Below are 15019 nucleotides of genomic sequence, written 5' to 3'. Positions count from 1 at the left end.
CAGGCGATTGAACGAGCGTCCCAGAAAGACGCTGGACTACGAAACGCCAGCTGAGCGATTCCAGCAAACTATTGCATCCACCGGTTGAATCCGCCTCAGGTATCGGACATTCAGATACGGCCCCGATCGGGGAAGTCGTCGGCCAAAGCTGCGGTTCGCGCAGCTGCAGGTCCGGGTCTCTGAAAAGTGGACGCTGGTCCCCATGGCGCTTGACCTTCCAGCGACGGGAAGGTTGATGATGAATATGCGGGTCTTTGATGAGGAGCGTGTTCGCCCTCCATACGATCAAGTTACCCACCTTGAGAGCGTATTCAGATGAAAGCCAACCGTTTACTCACCGTCCTCTTCATCCACGTCGGAATCGTGTTGTCGGGCATAGCACTCGACGCGCGCGCGCAGCAAGCCAGTGCCATGGCAACTGGGCAGATGAGCATGTCCACCGGAAAAATGGAGACGCCTGCACAAGCCGGCGGTCCTCTGCCTGCATCAACGCAGGCCTTCGAGAACAACGCAGCGAAGATGATGAAAAATATGAGTACCCCCGGATACACAGGAGATACAGACGCGGACTTTGTGGTGCACATGATCCCGCATCACCAAGGAGCGGTGGACCAAGCCGAGGTCGAGCTCAGGTACGGCGAGGATCCGGAAATGAGGGCGCTGGCGAAGAACATCATCAAGGCGCAAGAGAAGGAAATTGCCTTTATGAAGCGGTGGCAAGCCGGGCACGACAAAAACATGTGACGCGCGAGGCAGTATGGCGCGCCTGGCTGGGTCGCAAAATTGAAAAGTCCGTCGAAACGATTGCCGTGGGGTCGCACTTGGGCTCCGATGTAGGACGCGCAACCGAGGGCACGACAGGCGGTGCGCCGACTGGCCAACGTCATCGGCGAGATCTCAAGCGCATCCGAAGTGCAGGGCCGCGGCATCGAGCAGGTCAACGTGGCCGTTAGTCAGATGGATCAAGTGACTCAGCAGAACGCTGCTCTCGTTGAAGAAGCCCCGGCGGCGCAATCGCTCGAGGAACAAGCGGCCCGGCTCAACCAGATGGCCTCGGTGTTCACGGTGCCGATGTGACCCGGGACGAAAGACGGTCCAACCTGAAGGGTTCAATCCAGGTTCAGCGAGGCGAAGCGGCCTGATTTGCGTGGCTATGGGATTCGTCAAACAGGGGCAAGGGCAATCGGATGGCAAGCCTGCGAGATCTTTTGTGTTCTGAAATAATAGGCTTCGCTCACGACCGTGGCGGCTTACGCCCATGCAAACACCATCTGACGCCTCGGCCGGCAGCGAATCTGCCGGCTACTGGCGCGAACACGAAATGCTGCTATTGCAGCAGGTGATGGCGCTTGTCGGCAAAAGCCTGTCCCCCGCCCCTACGCTGCGCGAGATGCTGCATCTGATGTCCGAGCTGCTCGGCCTGAACCGGGGCCGTATCGTGCTCGCGGACGAAACGGGTCGCAGCGGGCGCATCCGGTACGCGTACGGACTCACCGCCGAGGAAATCGGCCGGGGTGTGTATGCGTACGGTGAAGGCATCACCGGGCACGCGCTGCAGCACGGCCAACTGACGATCGTCCAGGACATCGACCGCGAGCCGGATTTTCTGGCGCGTGCGGTTGAGCGCTCACGGCTGCCGGACGGCCCGGTCTCGTTCATCGCGCTGCCGATCGTCGTCGAACGGCGGGCGGTCGGCGTTCTTGCGTGTCACCGCATTCGCCACCGCTCGCGTGCGCTGGCCGACGACATCACGGTGCTGCGTATTCTGGCGACCCTGACGGGGCAGTTGCTTCAGCTGGAAGCCGGCCTTGAGGAAAAAACCCGCGCGCTCGAAGAGCAGAACGCAGTGCTCGCGCGGGCCCTCGAATCGGCGGCTGCCCGCTACGGAATCGTCGGCACCTCGCCGCCTTTGCTGCGCGCGATCTCGGAACTGGAGCGCGTATCGGATTCCGCCGCGAGCGTGCTGTTGCTCGGCGAGTCAGGCACCGGCAAGGAGTTGTTTGCAAGAGCCTTGCATCTGGCGAGTTCGCGGCGCGACCGTGCTTTCATCAAGATCAACTGCGCGGCGATACCGGATACGCTGTTCGAGTCCGAGCTGTTCGGGTACGAACGCGGCGCGTTCACGGGCGCGAACAGCATGCGCGCGGGCTGGTTCGAGCAGGCCAGCAAAGGAACGCTGTTTCTCGACGAGATCGGCGAGCTGCCGCTGATGATGCAGGCCAAGCTACTGCGCACGCTGCAGGAAGGGACCATTACGCGTCTCGGTGGCAAGGCGGAGATCCAGGTCGACGTGCGCCTCGTCGCGGCCACCAATTGCGATTTGCGACGCGGTGTGGCGCAGGGCACCTTCCGCCAGGACCTGTACTACCGGCTCAATGTGATTCCGATTCACCTGCCGTCGCTCGCTGAACGCCGCCAGGACATTCGCGTTCTCGCGCTGCATTTCATCAGTCATACGAATCAACTCAACCAGCGCAACGTCAATCTCACCGCGGCCGCGCTGGATCGGCTCGAAGAGTATTCGTGGCCCGGCAATATCCGCGAGCTGACCAATTTCATCGAGCGGATCGTGTTGCTGGCGGAGAAGCCGCTGCTCGATGCAGCGGATATTGGTCGGCTGTTGCCGTCGGGCGCGGCGGATGAATCTGCTGTTGCGCCAGCGTCTGCACAATGGGCGGCTGCCGTCCGTGGGCACGGCGGAGCGCTGGACGCTTCATCGCATGCTCCTGTGAGCCACAGTGGACCGCTGCCGATGCGGCCCTACCGCCGTGTCGGTTCGCACCCGGCGCAGGCGCTGGTCGACGCGCTCGAACAGTGCGGGGGAAACAAATCGCGCGCGGCGCAACAGCTGGGCATGACACCGCGCCAGTTCAGCTATCGCTGGCAGAAACTTGGCCTGCCGAATGACTGAGCGCCGCGTCGGCCGAGCATTGCAGAGTAAACAATGTCGACAATGTCGACATTGTCGGGTGACCGCTTGATTGAGAATACGTCGCACCGCACCCGGGCGGCGCTTCCCGTTGGCCCCAAAGCCCCGCCAGGAAAGCAGTTTGGCGATACGCAGTGAAACTGGCACGCCTGTTGCGTTAAGTAATGTGCCGGCGCCGCTCCACCTACGATGCGACGCCCGCGCCTTCACCATCCACGCACCAGGAGCGTCACTTGAGCACTGTCACCAGTAATCCCACGACTATTTCCACCTACCTGCGGCCGATCGATCGCGATGGGCTGATGGCCTTCGCCGAGAAGGGGCGCAATAACCCGGGGTCGCGCGGCAAGAACAACGTGCACACGGTCATGCAAGGTCAGTACCGCTCGTTGAGCTATGTCGGCAACCATACGCCCGTCGTAGTCGATGAGCCGCTGCATCTGTTCGGCGAAGACACGGCGCCGGCCCCGGGCGAGATCGTGCTGTCCGGTCTCGGCGGCTGCCTCGCGGTCGGCATCACAGCCGTCGCTACGTGGAAGCAGATCAAGCTGTCGAAGCTCGAAGTGTTCCTCGAAGCGGATATCGGCAATCCGGCTGCATGGGGCGCGGGTGGCGCCGAGATGGAACCCGCGCAGATGGGTTTCCAGGCGATCCGCGTGAAGATCGTGATCGAAGGAGATGCGACGCGCGAGGAGCTCGATGAGATCGTCCGTCATGCTAACTACTTCTCGCCGGTTGCAAACTCAATGCGCAATCCGATTCCCATGACCGTCACGCTCGCCGACTGAAGCGCCGCCGCGCTCGTGCGCGGCGCGTGTCGCGGCTGCCCCAGGTACCCGAAGGAAACCAACATGGAACACGCATTGGTAGCAGAAGAGTCCGGCGTCGACAGCTGGTCTGACGAAGCGGTGCTGGCGCGCGTGGCCGCGATCGCTCGCGGTCCGCTCGCGGCAGCCGCGCCACAGATCGACGGCGAAGGGGTCTACCCGCTCGACATCATGGGCGAGCTGGGTGAGGCCGGCGCGCTCGGCGTTCACCTCGACCGCTACGGCGCGCGCTTCGGACTGTCGCTCGCCGCGATGCAGGAAGCGAGCCGCGCGTGTGGCTCGACCGGCTTCCTGATGTGGGCTCACGATGTCTGCGGGTTATACATGGAACAGTCCGGCAACCCGTCTCTGGGCGGCGCGCGGCTCGACGCGCATGCCCGCGGCCAGACGTTCGGCGGCACCGCGCTGTCGAATCCGATGAAAGCGTTCTCAGGCATCGAGCCGATGATGTTCCGCGCCACGCCAACGCCTAGCGGCTATCTGATCAACGGCACGCTGCCGTGGGTCAGTCATATCGGCGTCGGCCAGTATTGCGGCGCGATCGCCGCGGTGCATCGCGATGACGGTTCAGTCTCGCACGAGGTGATGTTCCTGCTGAGCTGCGATGCGCGCGTCGAGTTGCGCCACTGCCCGGTGTTCTCCGGCATGGAAGGCACCAGCACGTGGGGCGTCAAGCTCACCAATTATTTCGTCGGCGAAGCCGACCTGATTGCCGATCCGGCGCGGCCTTTCGTCGCGCGGATCAAGGCGGCGTTCATCCTGCTGCAGGTCGGCATGGCGCTGGGCGTTGCACAGGGCGGTATCGATTCGTGTCTCGAAGTCGAGCCGGTACTCGGTCACGTGAACCGCTTCCTGCACGACCGTCCAGACGAACTGACGGCCGAACTCGACGAAGCGGTGAGCGCGACGCAGCGACTTGCGCGCACCGCCTACGACGGCAGCACCGACTATCTGCTGGAAGTGCTCGATCTGCGCACACGCGGCGCGGAGCTCGCGTTGCGTGCAGCGCAGGCGTCGCTGCTGCATCAGGGCGCGCGCGGCTATTTGATGAGCGCAGCGCCGCAGCGGCGGATTCGCGAGTCGCACTTCGTGGCGATCGTGACGCCTGCCATCAAGCATCTGCGTTGGGAAATGGCCCGCCTTTCCGCTGAGGAGCTGCCAGCATGAGCGTCCTGATTGCCGACTGGAAGAAGTACATCTGCCGCGCGTGCGGCGTGATCTATGACGAAGAACTGGGGGACCCGGATAGCGGCATTGCGGCTGGCACGCGCTTCGACGCGATCCCCGACGACTGGGAGTGCCCGCTATGCGGGGTAACAAAAACGGATTTCGTGCTTTACGAGCCGGTTGTGGCCGGTGCAGCGGCGTGCGCGCCGGCGCAGGGCGCGTCGTCGCGCACCCCTGGGGTAATCGTGGTCGGCGGCGGCACGGCGGGTTGGGCAGCCGTCGAAGCAGTCCGGGCGCTGGATCCGGACATCCCGATCACGCTGGTGAGCGCCTGCTCGGCGGACCGTTACCGCAAGCCGGAACTGTCGGTTTCGCTGAGCGAGAAACGCACACCGGCGCGGCTCGTATTCGAGACCGGGCCGGCCGCCGCAACGCGCCTCGGCGTACGGCTGGTCGCCCATACCTACGCGATCGGGTTGTCGCCGGCGCTGCATCAACTGCGCACGACAGCGGGCACGTTCCGTTACCGGCAACTGGTTCTCGCCCAGGGGGCGCGGCCCGTGGTGCCGTCCGGCTTGCCGCGCGAGCTGTGCTGGCGCGTCAACGATCTGTCGATGTGGAGCAGCATGCAGCGCCGGCTGATGGCGAGGCCGGCGCGCGTCGCGGTGATCGGCGCGGGGCTGATCGGCTGCGAGCTGGCGGAGGACCTGGCACGGGCGGGACATACGGTCACCGTGCTGGATGTGAGCGACAGGCCCCTCGCGGCGTTGTTGCCGGCGCCGGCCTCGCGCCGCCTGCTCGCCAGCTGGACGCGGCTCGGCATCCGCTTTCTGCCCGGCCGCAGCGTGAGCATCGAGGAGCGGCGTGGGATCGACGCGTGCGCCACACAGCGGACGAGTAATGCGAGTAATGCGAGGACGGCAGGCGGCAGTGTCGCCGAAGTCAGCGCCACGCGAAGCGAAAAGGTGATCACGACGCAGCACGGCGAACGGATTGCCGCCGATCTCGTGCTGTGCGCGGCGGGGCTCGCCACCGAAGGGCGCCTCGCAAGAATGGCAGGACTCGAATTCGCGCGCGGCATCGTCGTGGACAGCCGTACGTTGCAGACCAGCGTGCCGGATATCTACGCGCTCGGCGACTGCATCAGCTTCGCCGGCGAGCCGTGCCGCTTCATCGAGCCGATTGCCGCGCAGGCCGAAGCGATCGCGCACGCGGTGACCGGCTTCGAACATGCAGGCTATCGCCACCAGTCGCCCGTGATCCGCGTGAAGACGCGCTCGACGCCGATCGTCGTGCGCGGACTGCCTTCGTGCGAACTGGACTGGCAGATCGTCGAAGAAGACGACGGACACCTCGCGATGGCGCAGTACCGTGACGGCGACATCGTTTCGTCGTTGACGGTCGGCAGCCGGCGGGTCGAGCTCGCGACCTGAACCCACCCTCACGCCTTCGGACACCCCATGAGTAACCGCTATCAACCGTTCGAGCCTGGCAGCACGCTGGGAGGCTGCTCATGCGGCCGCCATGCGGACCAGGCCGCGCACCGCGCCGCCACGACGGGCGCCGCGCACGACGCGCATGACGGAAGCAGCGCGGACACTGAAGCCGCGTGGTGCGATGCCGTCGAAGCCGCGGCCGTACGCGCACTCTTTCCGCGCAACGCGATGCGGCGTGCCTTTATCCGTGCGGTCGGCAAGAGCACGGCCATCGCCGCCGTGTACAGCGTGCTGCCGATCGCGTCGCTGCAGCAGGCTTTCGCGGCAACGAAAGCCACACAGCTCGAAAAGCGCGACCTCAACGTCGGCTTTCTGCCGATCACCTGCGCCACGCCGCTGATCGCCGCGGAACCGCTCGGCTTTTACAAAGAGGAAGGGCTGAACGTCACGCTGAACAAGTTGGGCGGCTGGGCACTGGTGCGCGACCGGATGCTGAATCGCGAACTCGACGCATCGCACATGCTCGCGCCGATGCCGCTCGCGATTTCGCTGGGTGTCGGTTCGCAGCCCACGCCGACGCGCGTCGCGACGATCCAGAACGTGAATGGCCAGGCCATCGTGCTGGCGCTCAAACACAAGGACAACCGCGACCCGCGCAACTGGAAGGGTTTTCGCTTCGCGATTCCGTTCGACTATTCGATGCACAGCTTTCTGCTGCGCTATTACCTCGCGGAGCATGGCATCGATCCGGATCGCCATGTGCAACTGCGTGTGACGCCGCCCGCGGAGATGATCGCGAACCTGCGCGCGGGCAACATCGACGGATTTCTGGGACCCGATCCGTTTAACCAGCGCGCGGTATTCGACGAGGTCGGTTTCATTCATATTCTGTCGAAGGATATCTGGGCGGGGCACCCCTGCTGCTCGTTCAGTATGCCCGATGCGTTCGTGCGGCAGAACCCGAACGCTTTCGCCGCGCTGCTGCGTGCGAATCTGCGCGCGTCCGCCTATGCGAGCGACCCTGCGCATCGCGCCGGGCTGTCGAAAATGATTGCCGCGCCTGCCTATCTGAATCAGCCCGAACTGGTGATCCGGCAGGTGCTGACCGGCACCTATGCGGACGGCATTGGTCACGTGCACCGCGTCGCGGACCGGATCGATTTCCAGCCGCTGCCGTGGTATTCGATGGCGACATGGATGATGACGCAGATGAAGCGTTGGGGCTATCTGAAGGGCGGCGTTGACTATCGTTCGCTCGCGCAACAGGTATTCCTGCTGACCGACGCGCGCAACGCGATGAAGCAGCTTGGTGAGACACCACCCGATATCGCGGACAACGGCGGCAACCAGCCGATCACGGTGATGGGTCGAACTTTCGACGCGAACCGACCCGACGCTTACCTCAATGGCTTTGCCATCAAACGTGCCTGAACGCAGGGGAAAACTGAATGACTCCAATTCGACGATTCACGTTGAGAGGCAAGGCGGCGCTTTGCTCGCTTGTATTGCTCGCGCTGCTGCTGGTCATCTGGCAGGCCGCGACGCTGCCGAACACGCCAGCCGCGACAGCTGCGGCGACAGCATCGAAAGCCACGAGTGCCGAGGCCGCCGAGGCTGCGGAGTATGCAGTGCTGATGGGCAAGGCGCCCGATCCGGGTGCTGACGGCGCTGCGGCGGATTCGATAAAGGTCACCGGCTTCCCATCGCCCGCCGAGTTCGCGCACGAGGCCGCACGCCAGCTCGCGCATCCGTTCCGCGACAACGGACCGAACGACAAGGGCGTCGGCATCCAGCTCGGCTATTCGCTCGTGCGGGTCGCGGCCGGTTACGCGATTGCGCTGCTGGTTGCGGTGCCGCTCGGTTTTGTGATCGGCATGTCACGGCTTGCGTTCCTCGCCTTCAATCCGTTCATCCAGGTGCTGAAGCCGATTTCGCCGCTCGCCTGGATGCCGATCGCGTTGTACACGATCAAGAGCTCGTCGGCCTCGGCGGTATTCGTGATCTTCATCTGCTCGGTGTGGCCCATGCTCGTCAATACCGCGTTCGGCGTCGCCGGGGTGCGGCGTGACTGGCTCAACGTGGCGCGCACGCTTGAAGTGCCGCCATTGCGCAGCGCGCTGTGGGTCGTGCTGCCCGCGGCGGCGCCCACCATCGTCACCGGCATGCGGATTTCGATGGGCATCGCGTGGCTCGTGATCGTCGCGGCCGAAATGCTGGTCGGCGGCACCGGCATCGGCTACTTCCTGTGGAACCAATGGAACAACCTGTCACTGGCGAACGTGTTGTTCTCGGTATTGCTCATCGGTCTGGTCGGCATGACACTCGACCTGCTGTTCGCCCAACTTCAGCGCAAGGTGACCTATGTCGACTAAGTCCAATGCCCAGACGTCCGGCGTGACGAGTTTCGTCAGCGTCGAAGGATTGACCAAGCGCTATCGCGACGACCTGCCGCCGGTGTTCGAAAACGTCAGCTTCAAGATAGAGCAGGGCGAATTCATTTGCGTAATTGGCCATTCCGGCTGTGGCAAAAGCACCATCCTGAACGTGCTGGCCGGTCTCGAGCAGCCCAGTGAGGGGCACGTGATCGTGCGCAATCGCGAAATTTCCGGACCTGGGCTCGATCGCGGCGTGGTGTTCCAGAACCATGCGCTGCTGCCGTGGATGACCGTGGAAGGCAACATCGGGTTCGCGGTGCGCTCGCGCTATCCGGACTGGACACGCGAGAAGATCGCCGGGCACGGCAAACGCTTCATCGAGATGGTCGGCCTGAAGGGCGCCGAAAAGAAGAAGCCGTCGGAGTTGTCTGGCGGAATGAAGCAGCGCGTCGGCATCGCGCGGGCGTTTGCGATCGAGCCGCGCATGCTGCTGCTCGACGAGCCGTTCGGCGCCCTCGACGCGTTGACGCGCGGTGTGATCCAGGATGAATTGCTGAAAATCTGCACCGCGACACAGCAGACCGTATTCATGATCACGCACGACGTCGACGAAGCGATTCTGCTGTCGAACAAGATCATGCTGATGAGCAACGGGCCGCGCGCCCGGATCGCCGAGATCGTCGTCAACACGCTGCCGGCTAACCGTCAGCGCGAGACCATGCATCATGATCCGCAGTTTTATCGAATCCGCAATTATCTGGTCGACTTTCTGGTGCGGCGTTCGAAAGAACTGAGCGCCTCTCACGGCGACCGACCCGATACCGGGCGCGTGCCCGCCGCCACAACCCGGCTCGTTTATCCCGGGCTCGATGACGGCGCAGCCGCGCCGGCCGCGGTCGCGCGGCCTGCCGGACCCAATCTCAAGGCGATTGCCTGATCTTTTACCCAAGGAGCTACCCATGATTTCCAGCCGCAATGAAGTAACGCAGATGATCGTTTCCGCCAAGGTCGCGAAGGGCCTGAAGTGGAGTGAGGTTGCCGGCAAGATCGGCCAGAGCAAGGAGTGGACGACGGCCGCGTGCCTCGGCCAGATGACCTTCAGCAAGCAGCAGGCCGAGATTGCCGGTGAGATTTTCGGGCTGCCGGACGAGGCCGTCGCGTGGTTGCAGATCGTCCCGTACAAGGGTTCGCTCGAGACTGCGGTGCCGACCGATCCGTTGATCTACCGCTGGTACGAAATCGTCAGCGTGTACGGCACCACGATCAAGGAACTGATTCACGAAGAGTTCGGCGACGGCATCATGAGCGCGATCGATTTTTCGATGGATATCCAGCGTGAGGCCGATCCGAAAGGCGACCGCGTCAAGGTGCTGCTGTCTGGCAAGTTCCTGCCGTATAAATCGTACTAACCGCGTCCTTCCCGTGGCTTCATCGGGACAAGATTGCAGCGCGGCGTTGCTTTGAGAAATCGATCGCCCGGGATGTTTGAGGAGATGACGTTGACTACCGCGAGCCCCATGCAGGTCGAAGGCTTCTTCGACCCCGGTACCTGGACGGTCAGTTACCTTTTGCTGGATACCCGCACGGGCGACTGTGCACTGATCGACAGCGTCCTTGACTACGACCCGAAGTCCGGTCGTACCGGCACGACGACAGCCGACAGGCTCGTCTCTCGCGTCCATGAGCTTGGCGCTAACGTCCAGTGGCTTCTCGAAACCCACGTGCATGCCGACCATCTGTCCGCCGCGCCTTACCTCAAGGAAAAACTCGGCGGAAAGATTGCGATCGGCGAGCAGGTGACGCGCGTGCAAGACGTGTTCGGCAAGCTGTTCAACGCAGGCTCACTATTCGCGCACGATGGCAGCCAGTTCGATCACCTGCTCTCCGACGGCGAGTGTTTCGCCGTCGGAGCGTTGCAGGCGCGCGCCATCCATACCCCAGGCCATACGCCGGCCTGCATGACCTATGTGGTCAGCGACGGCGCGCAGACCGCAGCCTTTGTCGGGGACACCCTGTTCATGCCCGACTACGGTACCGCGCGCTGCGACTTTCCCGGCGGCGACGCCCGCACGCTGTACCGGTCGATCAACAAGGTGTTGAGCCTGCCGGCGGACACGAAGCTGTACATGTGTCACGACTACCAGCCCGGCGGGCGGCCTTTGCAGTTTGTCAGCACGGTAGCCGAGGAACGCGAACACAACGTCCATATCCGCAACGGTATCGGCGAGGACGCCTTCGTTGCGATGCGCACCGCGCGCGACGCGACACTCAACATGCCGGTACTGATGCTGCCGTCAGTGCAGGTCAACATGCGCGCGGGACATATGCCCGATCCGGAAGATAACGGAGTGCTGTATCTCAAGATTCCCCTCAACGCAATCTGAGCGGGCGGCCGTAGTTAATAGAAGCAGCAGGAGCAGTCGATGGACATCACGAAACTGATGCCCGGGCTGGCGGCATCGCAACAGGTTGCCGCATCCGACCTGCAAACAATCAAGGCCGCTGGCTTTCGCGCCATCGTCTGCAATCAGGCCGGCTGGGCTAACGCGGCGGTGGCTAACAACCTGTCCGATTTCTCATGCTCACTTCACTTATCCTTGGCGCCATCGTTGGCGCGGTGCTCGGCCTGACCGGCGCGGGTGGCGGCATACTGGCCGTTCCGGCGCTGGTGGCGGGCATGGGCTGGCCGATGCAGCAGGCGACGCCGGTCGCGCTGGTCGCCGTGGCGGGCAGCGCTGCGATCGGCGCGCTTGAAGCATTCCGGCAGCGGCTCGTCCGTTACCGCGCCGCGCTATTCATGGCCGCAGCTGGTGTGCCAGTGACCCTGCTCGGTGTGCGCCTCGCGCACGCGTTACCACAACGCGTGCTATTGGCGCTGTTTGCCACCGTCATGCTGGTGGTGGCCGGAAGGCTGCTATCACAGGCTTTGCGGCGGGGGCGACCGGACCGCGTGGACTCACGGTTTTGCGTCGGCCTCATCAATCCCGACACCGGGCGGCTGATCTGGTCATGGAACACGGGCGCCGCACTTGCGGCAACCGGCGCGTTGACCGGGCTGATGACGGGGCTGCTCGGGGTGGGCGGCGGCTTCATCATCGTGCCAATGCTGCGCAAGCTGACCAACGTGTCGATGCACGGCATCGTCGCTACGTCGCTGATGGTGATAGCGCTGGTCGGCAGCGGCGGTGTCGTCGCGACGGTCCTGCACGGCGCGCCGTTGCCGCTCGACCCGACGCTGTGGTTCAGCCTGGCGACGGGCGCCGGCATGGTGACCGGGCGGCTGGTCTCGCACCGTCTCTCCGCGCGGCATGTACAGGTGGGCTTCGCGGGAGTGTTGATCTGCGTGGCGCTTGGGATGATGGCGAAGGCTGGACTAGGGGGGTGACTCTCGTTGGCCACACCTGAGGAGCGGTCATATCTATCTATCTCGGGGCTGCACCATCTCTGCCTCCGACCATTGTGCGACTTTAGTGAAACCGCAATCAATCATGTACAAAGTTAAAAGTTTCGTAGCCACCGTAGCGCTCGCTGCCGCTTCGTTGTCCGTCCATGCAAGCACGATCGATGCGCCCGACTTCTGGACCACACCGACCGTTCACGACTACGGCAAGATGCATTTTCTTCCGAACGGCGCTTTCAAGCCGCAGCCGGGTCACACCTACAAGGTGGTCTTCTCTTTGACGCAGGGGGCCAAGGATCCCGATGAGGTGAGTCCGGCGCTTGATCACGTCGCGCGCGCGGTGAATCTCTACGTGGCGTCGGGCGTACCGCTGAGCAGGCTTAAATTCGTCGCAGTCGCTTCTGGTTCGGCTACATCGTTGGCGCTCGACGACGCGCACTATCGTGCGCAGTTCGGTGTGTCTAACCCCAATCTGCCGTTGATTGAGCTGCTCAGGAAGGACGGCATCACGATCGCGGTGTGTGGCCAGGCCATGGCAGAACACCACTTCGAGTATGACTGGATCGACTCCAGAGTAACACTGTCGTTGTCCGCACTGACCACCGTGACAACCCTGCAGCAAGCAGGTTACGCGCTAATGCCGCTCTGACTAAGCGGCGCGGGATGTACCGGGGGCAGCACATTGTTCGATGTCGCTGTTCCCTGAGTCGGATACTTGGGACTCCCAGCGAATCCTGATCGAAGGTCGACACCGGTACCAACCCGCGACGGCGCGTGCGTGCCGTGAACCCTCTCCTCCAAGAATCTGGAAATGCATTGACATGGCAACCCTCCCACTAGACACGTCGACTGCCGGTGCCCAGCGCAACGACGCATTTCGAAGCTGGCGACTGGCCGGCATCGCCCTGCTTGCCACGACTTTTATACAAGGGTTTATCTATTGGGGCGGTGGCTCGCGACGCTTCATCTACGGGCCGAGCAAGCTGGATCCGCACGCGCCACACTGGATGGCATATAAGTTTCAGTCGGCAATGCCGGGCGCACTATTTGGGCTCGATCATCTGATCGCGTTTATGCTGCAGCATTTCTACGTACTTTACGTGGGCGTAATACTGTTCAGCGCGGCAGAACTGGTGTTCGGCCTTATGTTGATGGTTGGGCTGCTCACGCGTCTGGCGGCGCTGGTTTCTATGTTGCTGTCTGTTGTGCTGATGGCACTGTTCGGCTGGCAGGGCGCGACCTGCATCGATGAATGGACCATGGCTGCCTGCAATCTTGCAATGGGCACCACCTTGTTGCTGGCTGGCGGCAGCGCGTATTCAGTCGACAACGTGCTGCTTCGCATCAGACCGGCGCTCGCCGGCAAGCCCTGGTTTCAATGGATCGGGGGCAGTCTGCCGCTACCGCAGAATGATCGTGCGTTTCGCACTCTCGCGTTGACATTGTTCGCTTTTGTCGCGGTGTACAACATTGGTACCTACAGCTACTTTCGCGGTTCAGTGGTAACGCCCTTTCACAGCGGGCCGGTTAGCCCGACAGTCCACCACCTGACGATGCGAGACGGAAAATTGCTGGCGGACGGTCAGGTCAGCTTCCACGTCTACCTGGACGAGGGCACGCCTGAAGCCTCCGTGCACGTCGTTGACGCGGCATTGCTGAGCCCAGACCATACCGTTGTCGAGCACTGGGATGCTTTTGCGCTGTCAAAATTGCCTACGGGTGGGTTCGCCAATGATTTCGCCTACAACGGGTTTCCCGCGGGTCCTTACGGCATTCGTGCGTCGATGGGCGCGGCAGCAACGGTCACGCTACCACCGGTCCCTCATACCAACGTGTCCCTTGGGACGCTCGCCACTTTGCGGCTGATCGACGTCGATGGCCGATCGTTCACTACCCAACTGGAAAGTATTCGTTGAATAATTTGGCAATCGGTTTTCATACTCAAACCTCGAACAGAAGGGGTACGCGCTAATGCATTGCACCGCCCGACGTGCGAGATATATCAGGTCGTTTGCCGATGACCTGCGGGGAGACTGGAACGAATGGCCGCTGTACCACACTGAAAGCTGCCGATTAGGTAGCTCGGGGTCCACCGTCCCTTGTGGGTCGTCCTGAGTCGGTCACCGTCGGGACGATCACAGGCATCGTCTCTCGGCCCAGAAGTAGCATCGCCGCGATGACGCACAAAGCGGTGAAGGTGTTTCTGGAGAAAGGAGCGCCAACGCATATCTGAGACACGCGTCCACGCCCTCATCGGGCCAAGTAGAAATCCAAGGGGATAAGCTCGACGACCCATCCGCCTTCTTCGCCCAGCGTGGCCGCCGGGTGCATGGAGGCGATGCGCAACGCCTCGTCATGGGTATCCGCCTCGATGACGAACAGGCCGCCCACGACTTCCTTCGTCTCGGTGTAGGGCCCATCGGTGATGTGCGTCTTGCCACTGCGCGGGCGGAGCGTCCTCCAGGTGTCCAGATCGCCAAGCGACGCGGAAATCAATACCTTGCCGGTAGCCCGCATCTTGTCGTCCAATGCAGGGCATTGGCTCACCAGTTTCTTGACGTCGTCTGGCGCCATCGCGGCGAATTTTTCGGGGGTGAAGTAGGCCAAGCCGACGTATTTCATGGGAGATCCTTTGGGTGTGAATACCCTGACGACGAATCTGATGATCGAAAATCGACAATTTTCTGGAGAGTTTGTAGCGGGTCTCGCCGGCCTGTCCGGTTTGGAGTCGCGCGGTGCCGACCGCCGGCCTCGTGCTGCACATGCGGATCGCATCAGGCAGTGATCGGCCCAGAGTGTGTGGAAACACCATTTTTTCCGCTAAGCGGGCGCTTGCCGCTCAGGTTGGTCGAGTTTGATACGGCGAGTTTTCACAATCGAACGTT

Annotated in this window: 16 protein-coding genes; 15 read left to right on the top strand and 1 reads right to left on the bottom strand. The window is 62.8% G+C overall.

Annotated elements, in window-relative coordinates; translation table 11 throughout:
• The first annotated feature begins 315 nt into the window (after positions 1–315).
• From copM to ACZ9H4_RS36785, 15 genes are all read left to right on the top strand, one after another.
• The gene (gene copM, locus ACZ9H4_RS36855) at positions 316–744 is read left to right on the top strand and encodes a CopM family metallochaperone (protein ID WP_476123178.1); all 429 of its coding nucleotides are present in this window, start codon (positions 316–318) and stop codon (positions 742–744) included.
• Between the two features lie 120 nt (positions 745–864).
• Positions 865–1077, top strand: a complete 213-nt coding sequence (locus ACZ9H4_RS36850) for a hypothetical protein (RefSeq protein ID WP_476123176.1) — start codon at positions 865–867, stop codon at positions 1075–1077.
• A 181-nt stretch (positions 1078–1258) separates the two neighbouring features.
• Complete coding sequence (locus tag ACZ9H4_RS36845; protein WP_476123174.1) at positions 1259–2911, top strand: sigma-54 interaction domain-containing protein; 1653 nt, start codon at positions 1259–1261, stop codon at positions 2909–2911.
• 320 nt (positions 2912–3231) lie between these two features.
• A complete protein-coding gene (locus tag ACZ9H4_RS36840) occupies positions 3232–3717 on the top strand; it encodes an OsmC family protein (RefSeq protein ID WP_476123180.1) in 486 nt (161 codons plus the stop codon).
• Between the two features lie 63 nt (positions 3718–3780).
• Positions 3781–4923 carry an acyl-CoA dehydrogenase family protein gene (locus ACZ9H4_RS36835; RefSeq protein WP_476123172.1) on the top strand — a complete coding sequence of 381 codons (1143 nt, stop codon included), beginning with the start codon at positions 3781–3783 and terminating at the stop codon, positions 4921–4923.
• The gene (locus ACZ9H4_RS36830; RefSeq protein ID WP_476123170.1) at positions 4920–6356 is read left to right on the top strand and encodes an FAD-dependent oxidoreductase; all 1437 of its coding nucleotides are present in this window, start codon (positions 4920–4922) and stop codon (positions 6354–6356) included. The genes ACZ9H4_RS36835 and ACZ9H4_RS36830 overlap by 4 nt, the downstream gene beginning before the upstream one ends.
• Before the next feature lie 27 nt (positions 6357–6383).
• Complete coding sequence (locus ACZ9H4_RS36825) at positions 6384–7790, top strand: CmpA/NrtA family ABC transporter substrate-binding protein (RefSeq protein ID WP_476123168.1); 1407 nt, start codon at positions 6384–6386, stop codon at positions 7788–7790.
• A gap of 17 nt (positions 7791–7807) precedes the next feature.
• Positions 7808–8731 (top strand): ABC transporter permease, encoded by a 924-nt coding sequence (locus ACZ9H4_RS36820; RefSeq protein ID WP_476123166.1) that lies wholly within the window; start codon positions 7808–7810, stop codon positions 8729–8731.
• Positions 8721–9671: an ABC transporter ATP-binding protein gene (locus ACZ9H4_RS36815; RefSeq protein ID WP_476123164.1), complete on the top strand. Its 951-nt coding sequence runs from the start codon at positions 8721–8723 to the stop codon at positions 9669–9671. The genes ACZ9H4_RS36820 and ACZ9H4_RS36815 overlap by 11 nt, the downstream gene beginning before the upstream one ends.
• Before the next feature lie 22 nt (positions 9672–9693).
• The gene (gene cynS / locus ACZ9H4_RS36810; RefSeq protein ID WP_408370077.1) at positions 9694–10143 is read left to right on the top strand and encodes a cyanase; all 450 of its coding nucleotides are present in this window, start codon (positions 9694–9696) and stop codon (positions 10141–10143) included.
• A 72-nt stretch (positions 10144–10215) separates the two neighbouring features.
• Positions 10216–11118 carry an MBL fold metallo-hydrolase gene (locus tag ACZ9H4_RS36805; protein WP_476123162.1) on the top strand — a complete coding sequence of 301 codons (903 nt, stop codon included), beginning with the start codon at positions 10216–10218 and terminating at the stop codon, positions 11116–11118.
• A 39-nt stretch (positions 11119–11157) separates the two neighbouring features.
• Positions 11158–11364 (top strand): hypothetical protein, encoded by a 207-nt coding sequence (locus ACZ9H4_RS36800; RefSeq protein WP_476123160.1) that lies wholly within the window; start codon positions 11158–11160, stop codon positions 11362–11364.
• On the top strand, positions 11313–12119 hold the full coding sequence (locus ACZ9H4_RS36795; RefSeq protein WP_476123158.1) for a sulfite exporter TauE/SafE family protein: 807 nt from the start codon (positions 11313–11315) through the stop codon (positions 12117–12119). Before ACZ9H4_RS36800 ends, ACZ9H4_RS36795 begins: the two co-directional genes overlap by 52 nt.
• Before the next feature lie 103 nt (positions 12120–12222).
• Complete coding sequence (locus ACZ9H4_RS36790) at positions 12223–12783, top strand: DsrE family protein (protein WP_476123156.1); 561 nt, start codon at positions 12223–12225, stop codon at positions 12781–12783.
• 172 nt (positions 12784–12955) lie between these two features.
• A complete protein-coding gene (locus tag ACZ9H4_RS36785) occupies positions 12956–14050 on the top strand; it encodes a TQO small subunit DoxD (RefSeq protein ID WP_476123154.1) in 1095 nt (364 codons plus the stop codon).
• 334 nt (positions 14051–14384) lie between these two features.
• Here the strand turns inward: ACZ9H4_RS36785 and ACZ9H4_RS36780 are convergent, their stop codons facing one another.
• Positions 14385–14756, bottom strand: coding sequence for a YciI family protein (locus tag ACZ9H4_RS36780; protein ID WP_476123152.1), 372 nt, complete (start codon positions 14754–14756; stop codon positions 14385–14387).
• Between the last annotated feature and the right edge of the window lie 263 nt (positions 14757–15019).

Source organism: Paraburkholderia sp. TE9906 (genome assembly GCF_056279605.1).
This window is presented reverse-complemented; position numbering and strand designations above follow the sequence as displayed.

What these genes read in the sequence shown, in the direction of transcription:
- ACZ9H4_RS36780 (WP_476123152.1), bottom strand. Translation starts at nt 14,756, where the DNA reads ATGAAATACGTCGGCTTGGCCTACTTCACCCCCGAAAAATTCGCCGCG.
- ACZ9H4_RS36840 (WP_476123180.1), top strand. Translation starts at nt 3,232, where the DNA reads ATGGCCTTCGCCGAGAAGGGGCGCAATAACCCGGGGTCGCGCGGCAAG.
- ACZ9H4_RS36820 (WP_476123166.1), top strand. Translation starts at nt 7,808, where the DNA reads ATGACTCCAATTCGACGATTCACGTTGAGAGGCAAGGCGGCGCTTTGC.
- ACZ9H4_RS36825 (WP_476123168.1), top strand. Translation starts at nt 6,384, where the DNA reads ATGAGTAACCGCTATCAACCGTTCGAGCCTGGCAGCACGCTGGGAGGC.
- ACZ9H4_RS36805 (WP_476123162.1), top strand. Translation starts at nt 10,216, where the DNA reads ATGTTTGAGGAGATGACGTTGACTACCGCGAGCCCCATGCAGGTCGAA.
- ACZ9H4_RS36835 (WP_476123172.1), top strand. Translation starts at nt 3,781, where the DNA reads ATGGAACACGCATTGGTAGCAGAAGAGTCCGGCGTCGACAGCTGGTCT.
- ACZ9H4_RS36845 (WP_476123174.1), top strand. Translation starts at nt 1,259, where the DNA reads ATGCAAACACCATCTGACGCCTCGGCCGGCAGCGAATCTGCCGGCTAC.
- ACZ9H4_RS36800 (WP_476123160.1), top strand. Translation starts at nt 11,158, where the DNA reads ATGGACATCACGAAACTGATGCCCGGGCTGGCGGCATCGCAACAGGTT.
- cynS (WP_408370077.1), top strand. Translation starts at nt 9,694, where the DNA reads ATGATTTCCAGCCGCAATGAAGTAACGCAGATGATCGTTTCCGCCAAG.
- copM (WP_476123178.1), top strand. Translation starts at nt 316, where the DNA reads ATGAAAGCCAACCGTTTACTCACCGTCCTCTTCATCCACGTCGGAATC.
- ACZ9H4_RS36790 (WP_476123156.1), top strand. Translation starts at nt 12,223, where the DNA reads ATGTACAAAGTTAAAAGTTTCGTAGCCACCGTAGCGCTCGCTGCCGCT.
- ACZ9H4_RS36785 (WP_476123154.1), top strand. Translation starts at nt 12,956, where the DNA reads ATGGCAACCCTCCCACTAGACACGTCGACTGCCGGTGCCCAGCGCAAC.
- ACZ9H4_RS36795 (WP_476123158.1), top strand. Translation starts at nt 11,313, where the DNA reads ATGCTCACTTCACTTATCCTTGGCGCCATCGTTGGCGCGGTGCTCGGC.
- ACZ9H4_RS36830 (WP_476123170.1), top strand. Translation starts at nt 4,920, where the DNA reads ATGAGCGTCCTGATTGCCGACTGGAAGAAGTACATCTGCCGCGCGTGC.
- ACZ9H4_RS36815 (WP_476123164.1), top strand. Translation starts at nt 8,721, where the DNA reads ATGTCGACTAAGTCCAATGCCCAGACGTCCGGCGTGACGAGTTTCGTC.